At 50.4% G+C, this 16583-nt stretch carries 18 protein-coding genes and 1 other RNA gene; 10 read left to right on the forward strand and 9 right to left on the reverse strand.

Going from position 1 to position 16583, the window contains the following annotated elements; all coding sequences use genetic code 11:
- Positions 1 to 5: 5 nt before the first annotated feature.
- The 3 genes from CWE14_RS07975 to CWE14_RS07985 form a co-directional block, all read right to left on the reverse strand.
- Positions 6 to 590 carry a hypothetical protein gene (locus tag CWE14_RS07975; protein ID WP_126798883.1) on the reverse strand — a complete coding sequence of 195 codons (585 nt, stop codon included), beginning with the start codon at positions 588 to 590 and terminating at the stop codon, positions 6 to 8.
- 88 nt (positions 591 to 678) lie between these two features.
- Complete coding sequence (locus CWE14_RS07980; protein WP_126798884.1) at positions 679 to 1305, reverse strand: hypothetical protein; 627 nt, start codon at positions 1303 to 1305, stop codon at positions 679 to 681.
- A gap of 33 nt (positions 1306 to 1338) precedes the next feature.
- The gene (locus CWE14_RS07985; protein WP_126798885.1) at positions 1339 to 1692 is read right to left on the reverse strand and encodes a hypothetical protein; all 354 of its coding nucleotides are present in this window, start codon (positions 1690 to 1692) and stop codon (positions 1339 to 1341) included.
- A gap of 136 nt (positions 1693 to 1828) precedes the next feature.
- On the opposite strand from CWE14_RS07985, the gene CWE14_RS07990 reads away from it, so the two are divergent.
- Entirely contained in the window at positions 1829 to 2761 is a 933-nt protein-coding gene (locus CWE14_RS07990) for an isopenicillin N synthase family dioxygenase (RefSeq protein WP_126798886.1), read from the forward strand.
- 107 nt (positions 2762 to 2868) lie between these two features.
- On the opposite strand, the gene CWE14_RS07995 is transcribed toward CWE14_RS07990, so the two are convergent.
- Entirely contained in the window at positions 2869 to 3276 is a 408-nt protein-coding gene (locus CWE14_RS07995) for a hypothetical protein (RefSeq protein WP_126798887.1), read from the reverse strand.
- 236 nt (positions 3277 to 3512) lie between these two features.
- On the opposite strand from CWE14_RS07995, the gene CWE14_RS08000 reads away from it, so the two are divergent.
- The gene (locus CWE14_RS08000; RefSeq protein WP_126798888.1) at positions 3513 to 4058 is read left to right on the forward strand and encodes a thioesterase family protein; all 546 of its coding nucleotides are present in this window, start codon (positions 3513 to 3515) and stop codon (positions 4056 to 4058) included.
- 257 nt (positions 4059 to 4315) lie between these two features.
- Positions 4316 to 5017, forward strand: coding sequence for a DUF2306 domain-containing protein (locus CWE14_RS08005; RefSeq protein ID WP_157981797.1), 702 nt, complete (start codon positions 4316 to 4318; stop codon positions 5015 to 5017).
- A 23-nt stretch (positions 5018 to 5040) separates the two neighbouring features.
- Here CWE14_RS08005 and CWE14_RS08010 read toward each other — a convergent pair whose 3' ends face one another.
- Together CWE14_RS08010 and fadE are read right to left on the reverse strand one after the other, a co-directional pair.
- The gene (locus CWE14_RS08010; RefSeq protein WP_126798890.1) at positions 5041 to 5511 is read right to left on the reverse strand and encodes a DUF4442 domain-containing protein; all 471 of its coding nucleotides are present in this window, start codon (positions 5509 to 5511) and stop codon (positions 5041 to 5043) included.
- A 113-nt stretch (positions 5512 to 5624) separates the two neighbouring features.
- Positions 5625 to 8096, reverse strand: a complete 2472-nt coding sequence (fadE, locus tag CWE14_RS08015; RefSeq protein WP_126798891.1) for an acyl-CoA dehydrogenase FadE — start codon at positions 8094 to 8096, stop codon at positions 5625 to 5627.
- Between the two features lie 200 nt (positions 8097 to 8296).
- Here fadE and CWE14_RS08020 point away from each other — a divergent pair, with 200 nt between their 5' ends.
- Positions 8297 to 9040 (forward strand): DUF3108 domain-containing protein, encoded by a 744-nt coding sequence (locus tag CWE14_RS08020; protein ID WP_157981798.1) that lies wholly within the window; start codon positions 8297 to 8299, stop codon positions 9038 to 9040.
- Positions 9041 to 9070: 30 nt separating this feature from the next.
- Here CWE14_RS08020 and purN read toward each other — a convergent pair whose 3' ends face one another.
- Both purN and purM read right to left on the reverse strand, forming a co-directional pair.
- The gene (gene purN, locus CWE14_RS08025) at positions 9071 to 9733 is read right to left on the reverse strand and encodes a phosphoribosylglycinamide formyltransferase (protein ID WP_126798893.1); all 663 of its coding nucleotides are present in this window, start codon (positions 9731 to 9733) and stop codon (positions 9071 to 9073) included.
- 3 nt (positions 9734 to 9736) lie between these two features.
- The gene (purM, locus tag CWE14_RS08030) at positions 9737 to 10786 is read right to left on the reverse strand and encodes a phosphoribosylformylglycinamidine cyclo-ligase (RefSeq protein ID WP_126789716.1); all 1050 of its coding nucleotides are present in this window, start codon (positions 10784 to 10786) and stop codon (positions 9737 to 9739) included.
- A gap of 170 nt (positions 10787 to 10956) precedes the next feature.
- On the opposite strand from purM, the gene CWE14_RS08035 reads away from it, so the two are divergent.
- The 6 genes from CWE14_RS08035 (at position 10957) to ssrA (ending at position 15855) form a co-directional block, all read left to right on the forward strand.
- Entirely contained in the window at positions 10957 to 12063 is a 1107-nt protein-coding gene (locus CWE14_RS08035; protein ID WP_241972354.1) for a GNAT family N-acetyltransferase/peptidase C39 family protein, read from the forward strand.
- Between the two features lie 62 nt (positions 12064 to 12125).
- Positions 12126 to 12725: an NAD(P)H:quinone oxidoreductase gene (wrbA, locus tag CWE14_RS08040; protein WP_126798895.1), complete on the forward strand. Its 600-nt coding sequence runs from the start codon at positions 12126 to 12128 to the stop codon at positions 12723 to 12725.
- Between the two features lie 52 nt (positions 12726 to 12777).
- Positions 12778 to 13881, forward strand: coding sequence for an oxidoreductase (locus CWE14_RS08045; RefSeq protein ID WP_126798896.1), 1104 nt, complete (start codon positions 12778 to 12780; stop codon positions 13879 to 13881).
- 22 nt (positions 13882 to 13903) lie between these two features.
- Complete coding sequence (locus CWE14_RS08050) at positions 13904 to 14287, forward strand: thiol-disulfide oxidoreductase DCC family protein (protein ID WP_126798897.1); 384 nt, start codon at positions 13904 to 13906, stop codon at positions 14285 to 14287.
- 121 nt (positions 14288 to 14408) lie between these two features.
- On the forward strand, positions 14409 to 15389 hold the full coding sequence (locus CWE14_RS08055; RefSeq protein WP_126798898.1) for a hypothetical protein: 981 nt from the start codon (positions 14409 to 14411) through the stop codon (positions 15387 to 15389).
- A 111-nt stretch (positions 15390 to 15500) separates the two neighbouring features.
- Positions 15501 to 15855: a transfer-messenger RNA gene (gene ssrA, locus CWE14_RS08060) on the forward strand.
- 91 nt (positions 15856 to 15946) lie between these two features.
- On the opposite strand, the gene CWE14_RS08065 is transcribed toward ssrA, so the two are convergent.
- On the reverse strand, positions 15947 to 16558 hold the full coding sequence (locus tag CWE14_RS08065) for a helix-turn-helix domain-containing protein (RefSeq protein WP_126798899.1): 612 nt from the start codon (positions 16556 to 16558) through the stop codon (positions 15947 to 15949).
- Between the last annotated feature and the right edge of the window lie 25 nt (positions 16559 to 16583).

The raw sequence follows: 16583 nt of genomic DNA on the forward strand, positions 1-16583 counted from the left end.
TCTGATCAGAACAAAAAGCGCATGCCCAAACTCCAGTTGGAGTTGGAGTAAACGTCGTTAAAATAAACACCTAAAGCAGTTTGTGGGGTGAAGTAAATATGGGCGGAAGCGACAATACCATGGTTGCTGTCGAAACTTTCCATATCGATGTAACGGTAGCCAAGGCGGTACTCGAACATGTCATGCCGACGGCGGAGGCCACTGTTCAGGGTATAGAAAGTATTGCCGGAGGCACTGAACGGATTGCTGCTTTGGGTGAAATTGCCGAGCGACACAGAAACATCGAGTGTGGTGCGATCATAGACGTTAAAGTAGCGGCCGACGCCCAGGTCAATAATGCTTTCACGGAAGGTGGTGTCATCGTTGAAACGCTGGCGAACATGCTGATAGGTGCCAGTAACAAATAGTTTGTGGCCAATTTCATACTCAGTATCAAGGTTATAACTGCGATAGCCGCGGGAGTTTTCGCCGATGCTGCCGGAGAAATGGGTGTAACTCGGCTGAGTCAGGTTTAGAGACTGCGCAGACACGGAGAAGGCGGCAGAAGCGAGACAAGCACTGAGGGAAATAACAGCAGGTAAATTTTTCATAGGCTCTTATACATCATAGTCACTGCGATCAAAGTAGTGCTAAGTGTATGTCGCCTGCCAGTGCTTCTCAACAATAAACTGGCTGAGATTACCAGCGCAAGCGTAGTTCTACACTGCGTAAGCTGTACCAGTCGTTATCCTGGTAGCGTAAGCCAACTGATAAGTTGGCCCACAGGTTGATATAGCCAGTGACATGCCAGCGTATCTGGTTGTCCTGTTCGCTGTCATGAAAGAGGTAAGCGGCGCCAACATGGACTTCCAGTGGGCCATGTACTTCACGTAATCCTATCTGCAAGCCAAAATAATTGCTTTCGTCATAGAATTGGTTGCCGGGCAGGGCCATATTGGGCCGCCGGTACGTTTCACGACCAATCAGCACGGATGCATCGACATGAGGCCCAACCTGGGAACGGTCCATCCAGCCAACACCGAGCTGAGCATCTTCCAGCTCAAGTCCGATTGCATGGTTGTCTACAGCTTCGCTGAATTCATGGAACTGGCCGCTGACATATATAGTTGGCATGATTCGTTGTTCAAAACGGATACTAATATCATCCGCTGTCGGACTGTAGTCTTCGAAGTCAGCCTGGGTGTACGCCAGAGTCAGGTTGCTGTACGAGGGCTCGACATAGTTTGGGAACGTCGCCTGGGCAGTAACCAGTCCGCTGTATAGCAGACCAGCAGAAAGGGTCAGTAAACTAATCAGAGAGCGCATAACGTGTCCTCGCCTAAGGTTATGGTGCTGAATCTAAGAGGTCGAGCGGCCTTTTGGCGGCTTTTTACCATACAGTTTCTCGTACTGAGCTTCGCGCGCCTGACGACGTTTTTCGCGAGTGCGTTCGATCACCCGCTTATGCAGGCGTTCCCGGCGAATATGGGTTTGGCGCTGGTTCCATGCCACCAGACAGCCTAAAAACAGGGCCACCCAGGAAAATATATTGGAGGTAAACTGAACCAGTTGACGTGAATTTCGCTCTGCACTGGCATCCATTTCCGGCGTCGCTATGACGAACAGTTCGTACGCCAACGGCAGCACGAATAAAATGGCGAAGAAAGTCGCCAGGGTCCAGATAAAGGTTTTAAACCAACGCAGTTCAAACATTGAGGGGTTCTTTGATGTTTCGCTCATTATTTCAAAACTCAGCAGTAATGCATAAATTAGTATGAATCAAGTGTGCCGTGAATCACATTCGGTTACAATGCGCCGATGAAATTTGTAGTGTAGCAAAGGTATTTTTATGAATTCTATCCCACATGTTGATATGAGCCGTTACGATAGTGATTTCGAAGGTTTCGTTCAGGCGATTGGCGAAGGTTATGAAGTCAACGGCTTTGTCGCCCTTACTCAGCATGGTCTTGATAACGACATCATTCATGATGCGCTTGATATTAGCCGTGAACTCTTTGCTTTACCAGATGAAATAAAAAAGCAGTATCATATGCCTGGTCAGGGCGGGGCGCGGGGGTATACTCCATTCGGGACTGAAATTGCGAAAGACGCCACCCATGTCGACCTGAAAGAATTCTGGCATGTTGGGCGCGAGATTGAAGGCACACCAAAATATCCCCAGTTGCAGCCCAATGTGTGGCCAGCCGAAGTACCCGAATTTAAAACCCGAATGCTATCTCTGTTTAACGAGCTGGATAAGCTTGGTCGCCGTGTGCTGGCAGGCATTGCTGTGTATTTGGGTGAAGAGCGCGATTACTTTGAAAGCCGTGTCGACTCAGGGAATTCAATCCTGCGTCCGCTGCATTACCCACCTATTATTGACGAAGGTACGCCATCGGTGCGGGCCGGTGCGCATGAAGATATTAACGTGATTACACTACTGGTGGGTTCTCGTGAGCCTGGCCTCGAAGTGCTGTCAAAATCCGGGGAGTGGATTCCGGTAACCATTATTGACGGAGCGATTATTTGCAACGTTGGCGATATGTTGCAACGCTTAACCAATGGTGTGCTGCCTTCAACGACGCATCGGGTGGTTAATCCGCCGGCCCCGTACAGCCATAAGTCACGCTATTCGATTCCGTTTTTCCTTCACTTTAACCCGGACGTGGTGATTGATGCGCTGGAAACCTGCCATAGCGAGGATAACCCAAAGCAGTTTGAACCGATCACCGCAGACGAGTACCTGAATGAGCGGCTGCGAGAGATTGGCTTACTGAAATAGCCGCGTTGTCACCCAGACCGCATAAAAAAGCCTGCGTTTTCGCAGGCTTTTTTTGTACTGTTTTTTTGCACTGTTTTTTGTACTAAAGGAAGGTGGAGCCTGACTGGCTACACCAGCTTTGCCGCCTCCTGTTCATGCCGCTGTTTGTCGAACAGATGGTGAACGCCGGTAGCCCGTTGCTCACCGTTATCATTAAGAATGGTGGCACCCGGGGCATCGAGGTTACTAATACCCTCATAGCCGGCGCAGTGTGGACACAACCACGGTAGCTTCTCTGCTTTTAGCGTTTGCAGTACGGGTTTTACCGGACAGTGCAGACTTAAATAAAACCAACCATCAGTCAGGCGTACTTCTTCGGTGCCATAAGGCTGGTCAAACAACGGGGTCGAATTAGCGAATAGTGAAATTTGCTGGTTGTGGACCACCCGGTGTTGCCCGGCCTGATGAGGCTGACGGCACTTCACACAGTGCTGGTCGGGTTGAGTAGGGCGGGATATTTCTAATTGTATACTCATGGCGAACTCCAAAAATGTCTGGTTCGCGCGCAATGCGCGCTTTAGCGGTATTTATTAGCCGCCCGCAAGTTGCAGGTGTTAAATCGGCGGCGCTCAATCGAGCCATTCAAGCCTAGCAAAAGGAAGTAAGGCTGTCTAGACGTCCAAATGAATTGTTTGTAATTTCTGGTCAGACCTCGCTTATAGCCCCCTGATTATGCTAGCGTAAAGCATTATTTCAGCGGATTTAGATAGTTATGAATTTATTACTACGTTTACTCTGGATACTGCTTAAACGGGCACGTAAGGGGCGGGTGAGTCCACTGCAAACCTTACGCGTCCGCTCTCGCGCCTTGCCCAATGATCTGGACGTCAATATGCACGTCAACAATGGTCGCTATCTTAGTTTTGCCGACTTAGGCCGGGTCGACTGGTTTATCCGTTCCGGCTGTCTGCAGGTAGCGCGTAAACATAAAGCGATCCCAGTAATTGGCGATGTGACTGCACGTTATATGCGGCAGTTAAAAGCATTTGATCGCTTTTATGTGGAGACACGCTTGCTTGGCTGGAACCACAAGTGGGCGTTCATAGAGCACAAAATACTGGATGCAAAGGACAATGTCGCGGCTATTGTGGTGATTCGGGGTATGTTCTGGAACCGTAAGGGCGGCCTGACTCCTCAGCAGCTGATGGATGCAACTGGCAATGCTCACCTTGAATCGCCGCAACTGCCTGGCTGGGTTGAGCACTGGGCGCAGACGCTGGATCAGTTGACAGCCAGTTCAAAAGCTGGCCAAGTATAAGAATAAAAAGCAGGGCAAAAAAAAAGCGCCCCGGGGGAGGGGGCGCCGTAAACTCACTCTTAACGCAACACATATCAGGGTGTCATCCATGACAAAAAATTAAGAGTGAGCGCTCTTGAGCGTTGCTCAGTTGCATAGTGAGAATAGCGAATTTCCCGCCACTGTATATGCTGTTTACAGAGTTTTTACCTAGTGCTGGCAATGTGTTCGTTGAATAGGGTTCATACTGCCCGCCAAGGAACTAAGGGGAATCAATAGTGGATTGGCTAATTGCAGGCCTGGTATTTTTTCACGTCGCAACAGGATCCGTTGCGCTGGTTACATTTTGGCTGCCTTTAGTGGTAAAAAAGGGGCAGCGAACGCATCGTGTGACAGGGCGGGTCTTTGCTATCAGCATGATAGCGGCCGGGCTTACAGCGATGTTCCTCGCCAGTTTTCATCTCACCGCACCGGAATGGGTCAATGGCACGGCCGAGACACGGCTGACCCTGGGTTGGATGATGCTCTATCTTGGTTTTCTTTCCACTGTACTGGTCTTGTTTGGCTTGAAAACGGTGCGGAATAAAGGCCGTCATTATCTTTACAACACCACCTGGATTGTTGGCTTACATGGAGCCCTGGCGGCTTTAGCTATCTGGATCTTCTGGCTTGGCTGGAGCCACTCCGAGTTACTCCTGATCGGCGTCTCTTTTATTGCCTTTTTAATGGTCCCGGGCAATATCCGTTTTATTCTGCGTCAGTCTCAGCCGGCACCGGGGCGTTTACGGCGGGAATGGCTCTATCAGCACTTTACCTCAATGATAGGCGCGGGAATTGCTGCGTATTCAGCTTTTTTATCGTTCGGCGCTGCTTTGTTTATGCCAACCCAGGCGTTTAATCCGTATTTATGGACCATTCCTACCATTCTTGGGGTGAGCTTTATGTTGTGGCTGGCCAAACGTCAGCCGCGTTACGACTAAAGCTTTTGCAGCACGACATTCATTCAGGTTTTCTTCTTCACATATAAGGTCTTATCAACCCTGGCGACCACCTTGTTGTCTTCATCCATCACCTCCACCTGCCACTCCGGAAGCACGCGCTCGCCTTGGTCTGCCGCCTTTTTAATATCCTCAACCTGCGCCGCGGTAAGGCTGAATTCAGCATAGACACGGCCTCGGCCCGGGCGTTTGAAATCGATATGAGCAGATTTATCCCAGACAATGTAATCGGGCCCCAGCTGGCGCATGAGTAACAACATGAACATGGGGTCAACCATCGAGTACAGTGAACCGCCAAAATGGGTACCCACGTAGTTCGAGTTGTACCAACGCTGGCGCATTTCTACCCGTGCATAGGTAAAGTCCTTACTTAGCGCGGTTACTTTGATAGCAGCTCCGCGATAGGGACGGTACCAATTCAGCAAGCGGCGGATGCCCGACGCTGAGCTGATGTAACGGCGTATCCATTTACGCATAGTATGCTCCTCAATAATAATGAAAGTAGATGACAAGCCTGATAGAAAAAGGGCCACTTACACAAAGCGGCCCTTTACTTGATACAGGTAAGCCAGTTGTCTGGCTTTAGCAATTACGCAGCGTCTTGCTTAGCCGCCTGTTGCTTTTCAAAGTGCTCGCGGGCACCACGGCCAGCCAACAGATCTTCGTGTGCGAAGTCGTCGACGTTAATCACATTGAGGCGACCTTCTTCAGCACGTTCCAGCAGAGCAGCTTCGTCGGCATTAATAACGCCCAACTCAAGACCTTTCTTAGCCAGTTGATCCAGCTGAGTAAAGGTAAAGCGTTGTTTTGCTGCTTTACAGATTGTGTCATACAGAGGCTCAACCGCGATGATATCGCGCAGTACTTTCTCAACATAGCCGTACTGGCCACGCTCAGACAGGAACTGGCCTTCACCAAGACGCTCACGCGCATCGTTCGGGCTCATCAGCAAACGCGCTACTTTGTGATCCAGTTTGTCGCTAGGTGCTTTCGCGATGCGACCAAATGGATACATAATAGCTTTTAGCATGGAGCCAACGCCGCCAAAGTTATCAAGCATGGCTAACTGGCTTTCCTGCAGCTTGTGCAGGGTATCCTGCATCGCCCAATGTACGAACGGCAGATCTTCTTTCTGACGCCCTTCGTCTTCAAAGCGCTTAAGTACCGCAGAACCCAGGTAGAGGTAACTTAGCATGTCACCTAAACGAGCCGATACACGCTCTTTACGTTTCAGTGAACCACCTAATACACCCATGGCGACGTCAGACATCAGTGCCAGGTTAGAGCTGAAGCGAGTCAGCTGCTTGTAGTAAGCCTTGGTTGAGTCACTGGTTGGCGCTTTGATGAACACACTGCCACCGAAGCCAAAGCACAGTGAACGAACGAAGTTCGACATCACAAAGCCGATATGGCCGAAGACTGCTTTGTCGAAACGACGCAGACCTTCTTTACCATTTTCATGGTGCGCAGCTTCCATTTCTTCCAGTACGAAAGGATGGCAGCGGATTGCGCCCTGACCATAAATCATCATGTTACGGGTCAGGATATTGGCACCTTCCACGGTAATCGCCACTGGCGTACCCTGGTAACCACGGCCCAGATAGTTATTCGGACCTAAACAGATACCTTTACCGCCGTGGATGTCCATAGCGTCGTTCATTGCGGTACGCAGTTTTTCGGTCATGTGGTACTTAGCAATGGCAGAAATTACCGATGGTTTCTCACCCAGGTCGATACCTGTGGTTGACAGTTTAGTCACTGAGTCCATCAGGTAGGCGTTACCACCTAAACGAGCCAGCGCCTCTTCAACACCTTCCATTTTACCGATAGGCAGCTTGAACTGACGACGAATGCGAGAGTACGCGCCGGTCACCAGAGCAAGTGATTTAGCACCACCGGCTGAGTTCGACGGCAAGGTAATCGCACGGCCGACTGATAAACATTCGACCAGCATACGCCAGCCTTTACCAGCCATTTCCTGACCACCAATAATGTAGTCAAGCGGGATGAATACGTCGTTACCACGGATCGGGCCGTTATGGAACGGCACGTTTAATGGGAAGTGGCGACGACCAATTTCCATACCTTTGGTATCACGGGGTAACAGCGCTGCGGTAATACCGAGTTCTTTCTTATCGCCAATCAGGCCATCCGGGTCGTACATTTTGAATGCCAGACCAACAACCGTAGCGATAGGCGCCAGCGTAATGTAGCGCTTGTTGAAGTTGAGCTTAATACCCAGTATTTCTTCGCCATTGAATTCGCCTTTACAGACAACACCGCTGTCTGGAATCGCACCGGCATCTGAACCCGCTTCCGGACTGGTCAGAGCAAAACACGGGATTTCTTCACCGGTAGCCAGGCGTGGCAGATAATGGTCTTTTTGCTGTTGCGTACCATAGTGTTGTAGCAACTCGCCCGGACCTAATGAGTTAGGTACACCGACCGTTGACGCCAGTACTGTACTAACACCAGCCAGCTTTTGCAGCACACGGGACTGTGCATACGCAGAAAACTCAAGGCCACCATATTCTTTCTTGATGATCATGGCGAAGAATTTGTGCTCGCGCAGATACTGCCATACGTCTTCCGGCATATCAGCAAGTTCGTGGGTTGCTTCCCAGTCGTTCAGCATGGCGCAAATTTCTTCGCATGGGCCATCCAGGAATGCTTGCTCTTCAGCGCTAAGGCGCGGAGCAGGGATGTTATGCAGAGTTTTCCAGTCAGGAGACCCGCGGAAAATCTCGCCGTCCCACCAGACAGTACCAGCATCGATAGCGTCTTTTTCAGTGGCCGACATTTCCGGCATGATTTTGCGGTACATCGCCAGAATTGGTTTGGTCATCACGTTTTTGCGGACAAAACCTAAGTTCAGAGGCACTAACAGCACAGCTGCAATAATCCACAGTACAGTTAACGTGGTGTTGCCAAAAATACTTAACCCCGTTGCGATGCCAAGCATAACAAGGGTACCTAAGGTGAATACTCGCAGTGAACTGCGATGATAAATCAACGCGCCAAGCACAAGCAGGGTAGCGATGATCCAAATTGCGACACTCATGTTGTTTACTCCAGTTTTGAGGTCTGACCAGTACCCTCCAAGGTAGATCAAAGCCGACCAGTTTGCAAGTTTACCAACCTCTGCTAAGGGAATTTTTTCTGCTTAAAACACTCGAAGCTATAACTTGGAGAGATTTAGCGATTACTGCTACGCTAAAATCACGCTGGTATTCAGCTATCTGACTGATGGGAAAACACTTTATGAAGCGACTTCAACACTGGTCAATTGCCGCGCTTGGCGGCGTAATGTTAACGGGCTCGACCTTAAGCTGGGCGGCAGAAGATGATGCGGAGGCTTCTGCCGGAGCCGAAACCTTGGCCTATGAAGCCAGCTATGTGCTAACGCGTCGAGGCTCGGAGCGTGGCGATGCCTCACGCATTCTGGAACAGTTAGACGATGGCACATGGCGCTATTACACAGTGACCAGTGCGTCGTTGCTGTTTTTGTCAGATCATCGTGAGAATGAAACTATATTTCGTATGCAGGACGGGCGGGTGGTGCCTGAGTCATTTGAGTATTCCCGCAGCGGTACCGGATCGGATCGGGCGTTGAATGTACGCTTCGATCGCGAGAACGAACGTATTGTGGATGCCAGCGGCAATGAAGTAGATATTGAATGGGACGCTGACCTGCTGGACCCGAACGCCGTCCTCCACCAACTGCAACTGGATGTTGCTGGAGGCGATGACAGCTGGATGTATTCACTGGTCGATGAGAAAGGGAATCAGCGTGACTATGAGTTTGCCCGAGTCAAAACGGAAACCCTGAATTTACCCTATGGCGAGGTCGAAGCGATTCGCATCGATCGGGTGCGTGAAAGCGACCGCCGGCAGACGTATTTCTGGTTTGCACCCGAGTTAAATTACACCATGGTGCGGATGCAGCAGATAAAAGAAGGCAAAGAGCAGGCGCAGATCGAATTAACCAACCTGCAATTTGAGTAAAAGTCGCACGAGGAAAGCAGGGTAGCGGCTTTAATCAGCCGCATACCCTTGTAAGCCAAGTAACTGACCATCGAGCATCACGCCTTCCTCGGTTAGCTGTAAACGCTCAGCACAGAACCATCTGGCCACTAACGGGTAAATCCGATATTCCTGCTCATGCACGCGGGCCTGCAGGTCGTCAATGTCATCACCTTCGAATACAGGGACTTTGGCCTGCAGTATGACCGGGCCGCCGTCGAGTTCCTGGGTAACAAAATGAACACTGACACCATGTTCTTTGTCACCCGCTTCTAACGCACGTTGATGAGTATGAATACCTTTGTATTTTGGTAGTAGCGACGGGTGGATGTTGAGCAACCGCCCGTTGAATGCATTGACAAAGACAGGGCTAAGAATACGCATAAAACCGGCCAGAATAACCAAATCCGGCTGATAACCCGCCACCAGTTCGGTCAACCGCTCATCATAAGCTTCACGGGTCGCAAAGTCCTTATGCGGCAGGCTTTCAGCGAGGATACCGAGCGCTTCTGCTTTCGCCAGCCCGGCGGCGTCCGCGCGATTACTAATAACCGCGATAACATCCGCGTTGATGCTGCCGTTTTTGCAATGCTCAGCCAGATTCACCATATTGCTACCGGACCCCGAAATCAGGATCACGATGCGTTTTCTACGTGCTGTGGACGAATCAGTCATTATTTATTTACTACCATTAATGACAACCAGCTCGTCATCCGCTGAAGCCGCTTCAATATGGCCGATAACCCAGGCATTTTCACCTTCGCTATTGAGCTTGGCGACCACCGCGTCTTTACTTTCGGCCGGTACCGCAATCACCAGGCCAACGCCACAGTTGAAGGTACGGTACATTTCGCGCTGGTCGATATTGCCGGCTTCCTGCAGCCAGTTGAAAACACTGGGCCACTGCCAGCTGGAGCCATCGATGACCGCTTTAGTGCCGTCCGGCAGAACACGAGGGATATTTTCCCAGAAGCCGCCACCAGTAATATGGGAAATCGCATGGATCGGCTGCTCAGCCATTAAAGCCAGCACTGACTTCACATAGATACGGGTTGGTTCGAGCAGATGCTCTACCAAAGGCTTACCATCTAACGGTTGGTTTAAGTCAGCGCCGCTGACTTCCAGTACCTTGCGGATCAATGAATAGCCATTGGAGTGCGGGCCGCTGGAACCCACAGCAATTAAGGCGTCACCCGGTGCAACTTTGCTACCGTCAATGACCTCAGATTTTTCAACCACACCGACGCAGAAGCCGGCGATGTCATAATCGCCGCTTTGGTACATACCAGGCATTTCTGCGGTTTCCCCGCCAATCAATGCACAGCCTGCGCGGACACAGCCTTCACCGATTCCAGTCACGACATCCGCAGCCACATCGACATCCAGCTTGCCAGTGGCGTAGTAATCGAGGAAGAACAGCGGTTCAGCACCCTGCACAATTAAGTCGTTGACGCACATCGCGACCAGATCGATGCCCACGGTATCGTGTTTACCAGCTTCAATGGCCAGACGTAATTTAGTTCCGACGCCGTCGGTACCAGAGACTAACAGCGGCTCTTTATACTTGGATGGCAGCTCACATAAAGCACCGAAACCACCGATATTGCCTTTAACTTCAGGGCGAGCAGTGCGCTTGGTGACGCCTTTGATGCGCTCTACCAATGCGTTTCCGGCGTCGATATCAACGCCTGCGTCTTTATAACTTAACGATTTTTTTTGCTCGCTCACAGCTGGTCCTCGCAATACTTGGGTGTAGGTTGTGCGGTTGCTGTCGTGGCTGAAACAAGAATCAGCTCAGCCAGTTCAACGGGGTGGAATTTGGCGCGTATTTTAACAGCATTTTTTTCCAGCGGCTACTTGCGCAAACAAGGGAAAGCGCGTCAAATAGCAGTATGACTATGATCCGTCTCGCATCCTTAGCTGATGTACCCGCCTTAGCGACCCTTGAAGCCCAGAGTTTTCCCTACGACGCTTTAAGCGAACGCAGTTTTCGTCGCTTTATTAAATTGGGCGAAGCGGAAGTATGGGTGTTGGATAATCAGGGGAGTCTGCTTGGTTACGCCATTATGCTGTACCGTCAGGCGACCAAACTGGCGCGGATGTACTCCTTTGCAATTGAACAAAGCCAGCGTCGGCAAGGGCATGGCAGCCGTCTGCTGACTCATATGGAGCGCTTAGCTCAGCGTGAGCACAGTTTATTTATGCGGCTCGAAGTAAAAGCCGACGACAACGAAGCGCTGAGTTTCTTTCATCAGCGTGGTTATCAGGATATTGGCCTCAAGAATGATTACTTTGATGACCATTCCGCCGCCTGTGTGCTGCAAAAGCAGCTGCATTTCTTTGATAGCGAGCGCTTACCGCGACAAGTTCCTTATTTAACTCAGACCACCCCGTTTACCTGTGGTCCCGCCAGCCTGCTGATGGCGATGAAGTATTTTGGTTATCCGCTGCATAACCCGGAACTGGAAGAACTTGAGCTGTGGCGCGAAGCGACCACCATTTATATGACGTCGGGGCACGGAGGATGCGGCCCGCACGGCCTGGCCCGGGCCGCGCACAAACGCGGCATGGCGGTTGAACTGTGGATAAGCCAGCCCGGCCCGGTATTGCTGGATTCGGTGCGAAATAATAGCAAGCGCGAAGTGATGATTAAAATCCAACAGGCTGATATTGAAGCACTGGAGCGGGCCAGAGTGCCGGTGCATGTCAGTGACTACTACATGACCCAGTTGGAACAGGATCTGGAGCAGGGTAAGCTGGTCATTACGCTTATCAGCACCTATCAGTTTGATCAGTTTAAAGCTCCGCACTGGGTCCTGATCACGGCCATTGATGATGACTTTGTCTATATCAATGACCCCGATGAAGACGATACACCCTGGCAAAGCCCGGCCGCTCGTCAGTACTTACCCATCCCACGGGAAATCTTTTCCCGTGCATTCGGCTATGGCAGCAAACGTTTACGTGCGGCCGTAGTTTTAGGTCAGGGCATGTTGCCCGATTGAAACCGTCTGCTAAGCTTCTGAAGTAATGCACTTATTATTACTTATTCGAATTGCGAGGCAACATGGCAAAAGTTCTGGTTCTTTATTATTCAAGTTATGGTCATATCGAAACCTTGGCCAATGCGGTGGCAGAAGGCGCCCGTAAGGGTGGCGCGGACGTCGACATAAAGCGCGTTCCTGAACTGGTTCCGGAAGAAGTCGCGAAGAAATCTGGCTATAAAGTCGAACAAAGCGCCCCCATAGCGAAGGTCGATGACCTGAAAAACTACGATGCGGTGATCTTCGGTACGCCGACGCGGTTTGGCATGATGGCGTCGCAAATGAAAAACTTTCTCGACCAGGCCGGTGGGTTATGGGCGAGCGGATCGCTGATTGGCAAAGTAGGGGGCGTATTTACCTCGACAGGCACTCAACACGGCGGCCAGGAAAGTACCATTCTTAACTTCCACACCCTGTTATTGCATTTAGGGTTTGTTGTGGTCGGATTGCCGTACAGTTTTGCCGGCCAGTCGACCATGGATGAGATTAGCGGCGGCAGCCCCTATGGTGCCAGTACCATCGCCGGCGGTGACGGTTCACGTCAGCCATCCGAAAATGAACTCGATGGTGCTCGTTTTCAGGGTGAACACATCGCAAAAATTGCTAAAAAATTAAGTGCTTGAGGCACGTTAAACGACAGTTAGTATTGGATTGAAACAGAACTCAGGAGAGTCCATGTCAGAAGTATTTAAGCACGCGACCTTAGGCAATATTGAATTATCAAACCGCTTGGTGGTAGGCCCCATGACCCGCATCAGTGCAGAGCATGAAGGCGAACCCACAGAGCTAATGGAAGATTACTACACAAGGTTCGCGGATGGTGGTTTCGATCTTATCATCAGTGAAGGCGTGTACACCGACCGCAAAGCCAGTCAGGGTTATCAGTACCAGCCAGGTATTACCGACGACAGCCAGCAGGAAGGTTGGGCAAACGTGGTCGAAAAAGTGCACGGCGCGGGTGCCGCTTTTATTTGCCAGTTGATGCATGCCGGGGCACAAATGCAGTACAACCGGTTTTATGAGCACCCTAAAGGAGTCTCCGAAGTTCGCCCCAAAGGTGTTCCGCTGTCTATGTATGGCAAACTTGAAAACTGGACTAAGCCGGAAACCCTGGATGAAGGGGATATCAACCAGATCATGAATGGCTTTGTGGGTGCAGCTAAACGCGCAAAAGCCGCTGGCTTCGATGGCGTTGAATTGCACGCTGCAGACGGCTATTTGCTAAACCAGTTTTTAAACACGGAGTTTAATGACCGTAAAGATCAGTGGGGTGGTAACCTCGACAACCGCATGCGCTTCCTGCTACTGCTGGTGAAAGCCGTGCATGATGCCTGTGGTGAAGATTTCGTGATTGGTATGCGTTTGAGCCAGATTACGGTCACCGACCCTGACTATCAATGGCCAGAGGGTGAAGACGGTTTCCGTTACCTGCTCGAGAAATTGCGTGACGCCGGTTTGGCCTATGTCCACACCACAGATACAGCGGTCAACCGCAAAGCCCTTAAAGACAGTGACAAGTCGCTGGCGCAAGTAGCCTCCGAAGTGGAAGGGTTGTCATTGATTATCAATGGCGGTATTACCGAGAACAATATGGAAGATTTGGCCGAACAGTACCCGGATGCATTGCTGGCGGTGGGCCGTAAAGCACTGGTGCACCAGGACCTGCCGCTACGGTTAAAAGATGGCCTTGATATCCATGAGTTGGACCCGACTATGCTGGAGCCCAAAGCAACGCTCCAACATGAGCTAAATTGGCGTAAAATCAACCTCTCTGACTAGGGGAGGGGGATGGCGAGGTAGTATGAGCCGATTAACCATATTCTATGACGGTGGTTGCCCGCTGTGCGTGCATGAAATGCGTAAGTTGCGCAAACTGGACACACAGAGTCAGATGGCATTTGAAGATATTCACGCCGACGGCTTTGCTGCCCGCTATCCGGACATCGACAAAACGGCGGCGGATAGCATTTTGCATGGCAAGACAGACAACGGTGAGATGCTCTACGGTCTGGATGTAACCCACGCCGCCTGGTCGCTGGTCGGCCGGGGCTGGTTAACTGCTCCCTTGCGTTGGCCCGGGATCCGCTGGCTGGCCGATAAAGCCTATTTGTTCTTCGCCCGCAACCGCTACAAAATTTCCCGCTTGCTGACCGGCCAGTCGCGCTGTGATGACTGCAGTTTGTGATTTAAATATAACTATTTGTAAATAAAGGCTAAAATTTTTTCGTAAGCTTGCCCGACCGGTAGTGGGCCGAGTAATCTATCCGTCTTTACGTTGCTATTATAAAGTCGGAGCGGCCTGAGCCATGGAACTACCAAAGAAACTACCCGTCCGCCTCAGCAAGAAAGACCGCGAGTTTGTTCTCGAAGAACTGCATAAAATCGATTACATGACGGTCACGCAGTGCAAAGGCGAGCTATCGCGAGAGTACTACAGGCTTCAGGCTTTTTATGCCGAGCCGCATGGCAGCTATAAACCGCGCGACATGGAACCCCGAGACTTTTTTGTGCATTTCAGACAATGGAATTTTCTGAGTTTTGGTTATATAAATGCGTTAATACAAAACGATCCTCAGTCCCTCCTTAACACCCTGTATTCGTTTAATCGATATAACCAAGTCATTCATAATTCAAGTGGATACGATCATGGCGGCTATGCCTGGAAAGCACTTTATGGCTATGCGGCCAATGACGACGTATACATTGATTTCGTATTGCCGCGCTCGCTTCCGTTAAGCGTGGGCCGGGTTTCCTGCCACATTGTAACTGATTGCATCATCGCGTTACGCAATCCAGAGTTCCACGATACAGCAGTCGACTCGGCGGAGCGCTTTTTACAGAATAAACGTAGCAATAACGACCGTGCCTTAGTCGGTACGATGCTGAGTATTTTAAAGAATGACGCGGAGTTATTTAGCCACAACCTGCAGGAGTCAGTGAACAACCACCGCAGAGCCAAGTGGAGTTATAGCTGGGGTCTACTGAAATTGATGCCGATTTTAAGTTACGGCATGTTAGCCGTGGCTAAACGTTATCTTAGTAACGACCAATGGGCTCAAGTAGAGCTGCCCGAACATCCGCTATGGTGGCCGGAATTTGTAGCCCATAACGAAGCCCAAGGCTACCAGCCAGGCGAGCATTTAATTGAGTTCGATGGTGAACTGAGCTTTATGAACGACGCCGAGTCGATGATGGAGATCGAACATAAGACAGTAGAGGAAATGCGCGCAGAATATTATCACCAGCGTAAAGAGTATCAGCAAGGTAACCGGGGCCTTGAAAAATGATAGTGAGCCCACATATCTGGTGATAGAGTAGGCACCTGAGCGGAATCATCTGGCGTTATAGCTGGCGCTCAGGTACACTTGAACAGTCTTAAGTAAGATATACCAGAATTCGGGGCTGATCTGGATTCGACGGGATAAATGAAACTTAAGGTGCATGCCGAGGTGAGGCTGGCCTCGTAAAAAGCCTCAACTTTATAGTTGCAAACGACGACAACTACGCTTTAGCGGCCTAAGACCCGCTAACTATCCACTCGCGCTTAGTCTGGGAGACGAGGTTCGGATAGTCATCTAAATCAGACTCGTGTGGAAGCTTCTCTCGTAGCTGAAGCATTAAAACTAATCGAGATCGCTGCTAAGTAGCCTGCCACTCGGCGACTTACGCAGTTAACTAAATGAGATGGCTAAGCATGTAGGACCGAGAGCGGAGTTATTGCGGACGCGGGTTCAAATCCCGCCAGCTCCACCAAATGAAAAAGGGCACCCAATTGGGTGCCTTTTTTTATGTCTGAAATCACCATAGCGCATACGGGCTGCTAACTGCAGATTTGGAGTGACAACTAATAGCCGCTTTTCTCATACACCGACATAGTAAAACGCACAGCAGAATTTGAGCGGTTTTCATAAGCATGTGGCACGTCCATACTAACCGTCACCGACATCCCTTGCTCCAGCGTCACGGGCTTCTCATTCACGACAACGGTTAAACATCCTTGCTCAACATAAATAAGCTCAATGGTACCTTTGGAGTGAGGATCTGATTTAAATGCCTCGCCTGCAAACATTTCCCAGCGCCAAAGCTCAACCATGACGGCTCCCTTGGTTCCTGCTAGCAAGCGAGCTGTTCCTCCTTGCTCTCCATGCCACAGGGTGGGGATGTCATTGGGCTGGTTAACTTTTATATTCGAACCTTCAGATATATCCACAATATCTGCGACCGATACACTCAAGGCATTTGCCAGCTTGCAAAGAACCCCAATACTGGGATTGGCCCGGCCTTTTTCGATTTGAACAATCATGCCTTTACTAATTTCAGCGCGGCGCGCGAGCTCATCGAAAGACAGGCCATGCTCTTTGCGAAACTGATTGACGCGCTTAGCGATGGCGGTGTTAACGGATTCATTGCTGGCTTCGGTCATTATATTGACTTTTTGTTCTTTATAGTGAAACATTGAGATCTTAGCATTATCAGTGCAG

This window comes from Aliidiomarina soli, assembly GCF_003986975.1.
Taxonomy (GTDB): Bacteria; Pseudomonadota; Gammaproteobacteria; order Enterobacterales; family Alteromonadaceae; genus Aliidiomarina; species Aliidiomarina soli.

Excerpts from the sequence above, each read along its gene's own strand:
- CWE14_RS07975 (WP_126798883.1), bottom strand. The coding sequence starts at position 590 with ATGAAAAATTTACCTGCTGTTATTTCCCTCAGTGCTTGTCTCGCTTCT.
- CWE14_RS07980 (WP_126798884.1), bottom strand. The coding sequence starts at position 1,305 with ATGCGCTCTCTGATTAGTTTACTGACCCTTTCTGCTGGTCTGCTATAC.
- CWE14_RS07985 (WP_126798885.1), bottom strand. The coding sequence starts at position 1,692 with ATGTTTGAACTGCGTTGGTTTAAAACCTTTATCTGGACCCTGGCGACT.
- CWE14_RS07990 (WP_126798886.1), top strand. The coding sequence starts at position 1,829 with ATGAATTCTATCCCACATGTTGATATGAGCCGTTACGATAGTGATTTC.
- CWE14_RS07995 (WP_126798887.1), bottom strand. The coding sequence starts at position 3,276 with ATGAGTATACAATTAGAAATATCCCGCCCTACTCAACCCGACCAGCAC.
- CWE14_RS08000 (WP_126798888.1), top strand. The coding sequence starts at position 3,513 with ATGAATTTATTACTACGTTTACTCTGGATACTGCTTAAACGGGCACGT.
- CWE14_RS08010 (WP_126798890.1), bottom strand. The coding sequence starts at position 5,511 with ATGCGTAAATGGATACGCCGTTACATCAGCTCAGCGTCGGGCATCCGC.
- fadE (WP_126798891.1), bottom strand. The coding sequence starts at position 8,096 with ATGAGTGTCGCAATTTGGATCATCGCTACCCTGCTTGTGCTTGGCGCG.
- CWE14_RS08020 (WP_157981798.1), top strand. The coding sequence starts at position 8,297 with ATGAAGCGACTTCAACACTGGTCAATTGCCGCGCTTGGCGGCGTAATG.
- purN (WP_126798893.1), bottom strand. The coding sequence starts at position 9,733 with ATGACTGATTCGTCCACAGCACGTAGAAAACGCATCGTGATCCTGATT.
- CWE14_RS08035 (WP_241972354.1), top strand. The coding sequence starts at position 10,957 with ATGATCCGTCTCGCATCCTTAGCTGATGTACCCGCCTTAGCGACCCTT.
- wrbA (WP_126798895.1), top strand. The coding sequence starts at position 12,126 with ATGGCAAAAGTTCTGGTTCTTTATTATTCAAGTTATGGTCATATCGAA.
- CWE14_RS08045 (WP_126798896.1), top strand. The coding sequence starts at position 12,778 with ATGTCAGAAGTATTTAAGCACGCGACCTTAGGCAATATTGAATTATCA.
- CWE14_RS08050 (WP_126798897.1), top strand. The coding sequence starts at position 13,904 with ATGAGCCGATTAACCATATTCTATGACGGTGGTTGCCCGCTGTGCGTG.
- CWE14_RS08055 (WP_126798898.1), top strand. The coding sequence starts at position 14,409 with ATGGAACTACCAAAGAAACTACCCGTCCGCCTCAGCAAGAAAGACCGC.
- CWE14_RS08065 (WP_126798899.1), bottom strand. The coding sequence starts at position 16,558 with ATGTTTCACTATAAAGAACAAAAAGTCAATATAATGACCGAAGCCAGC.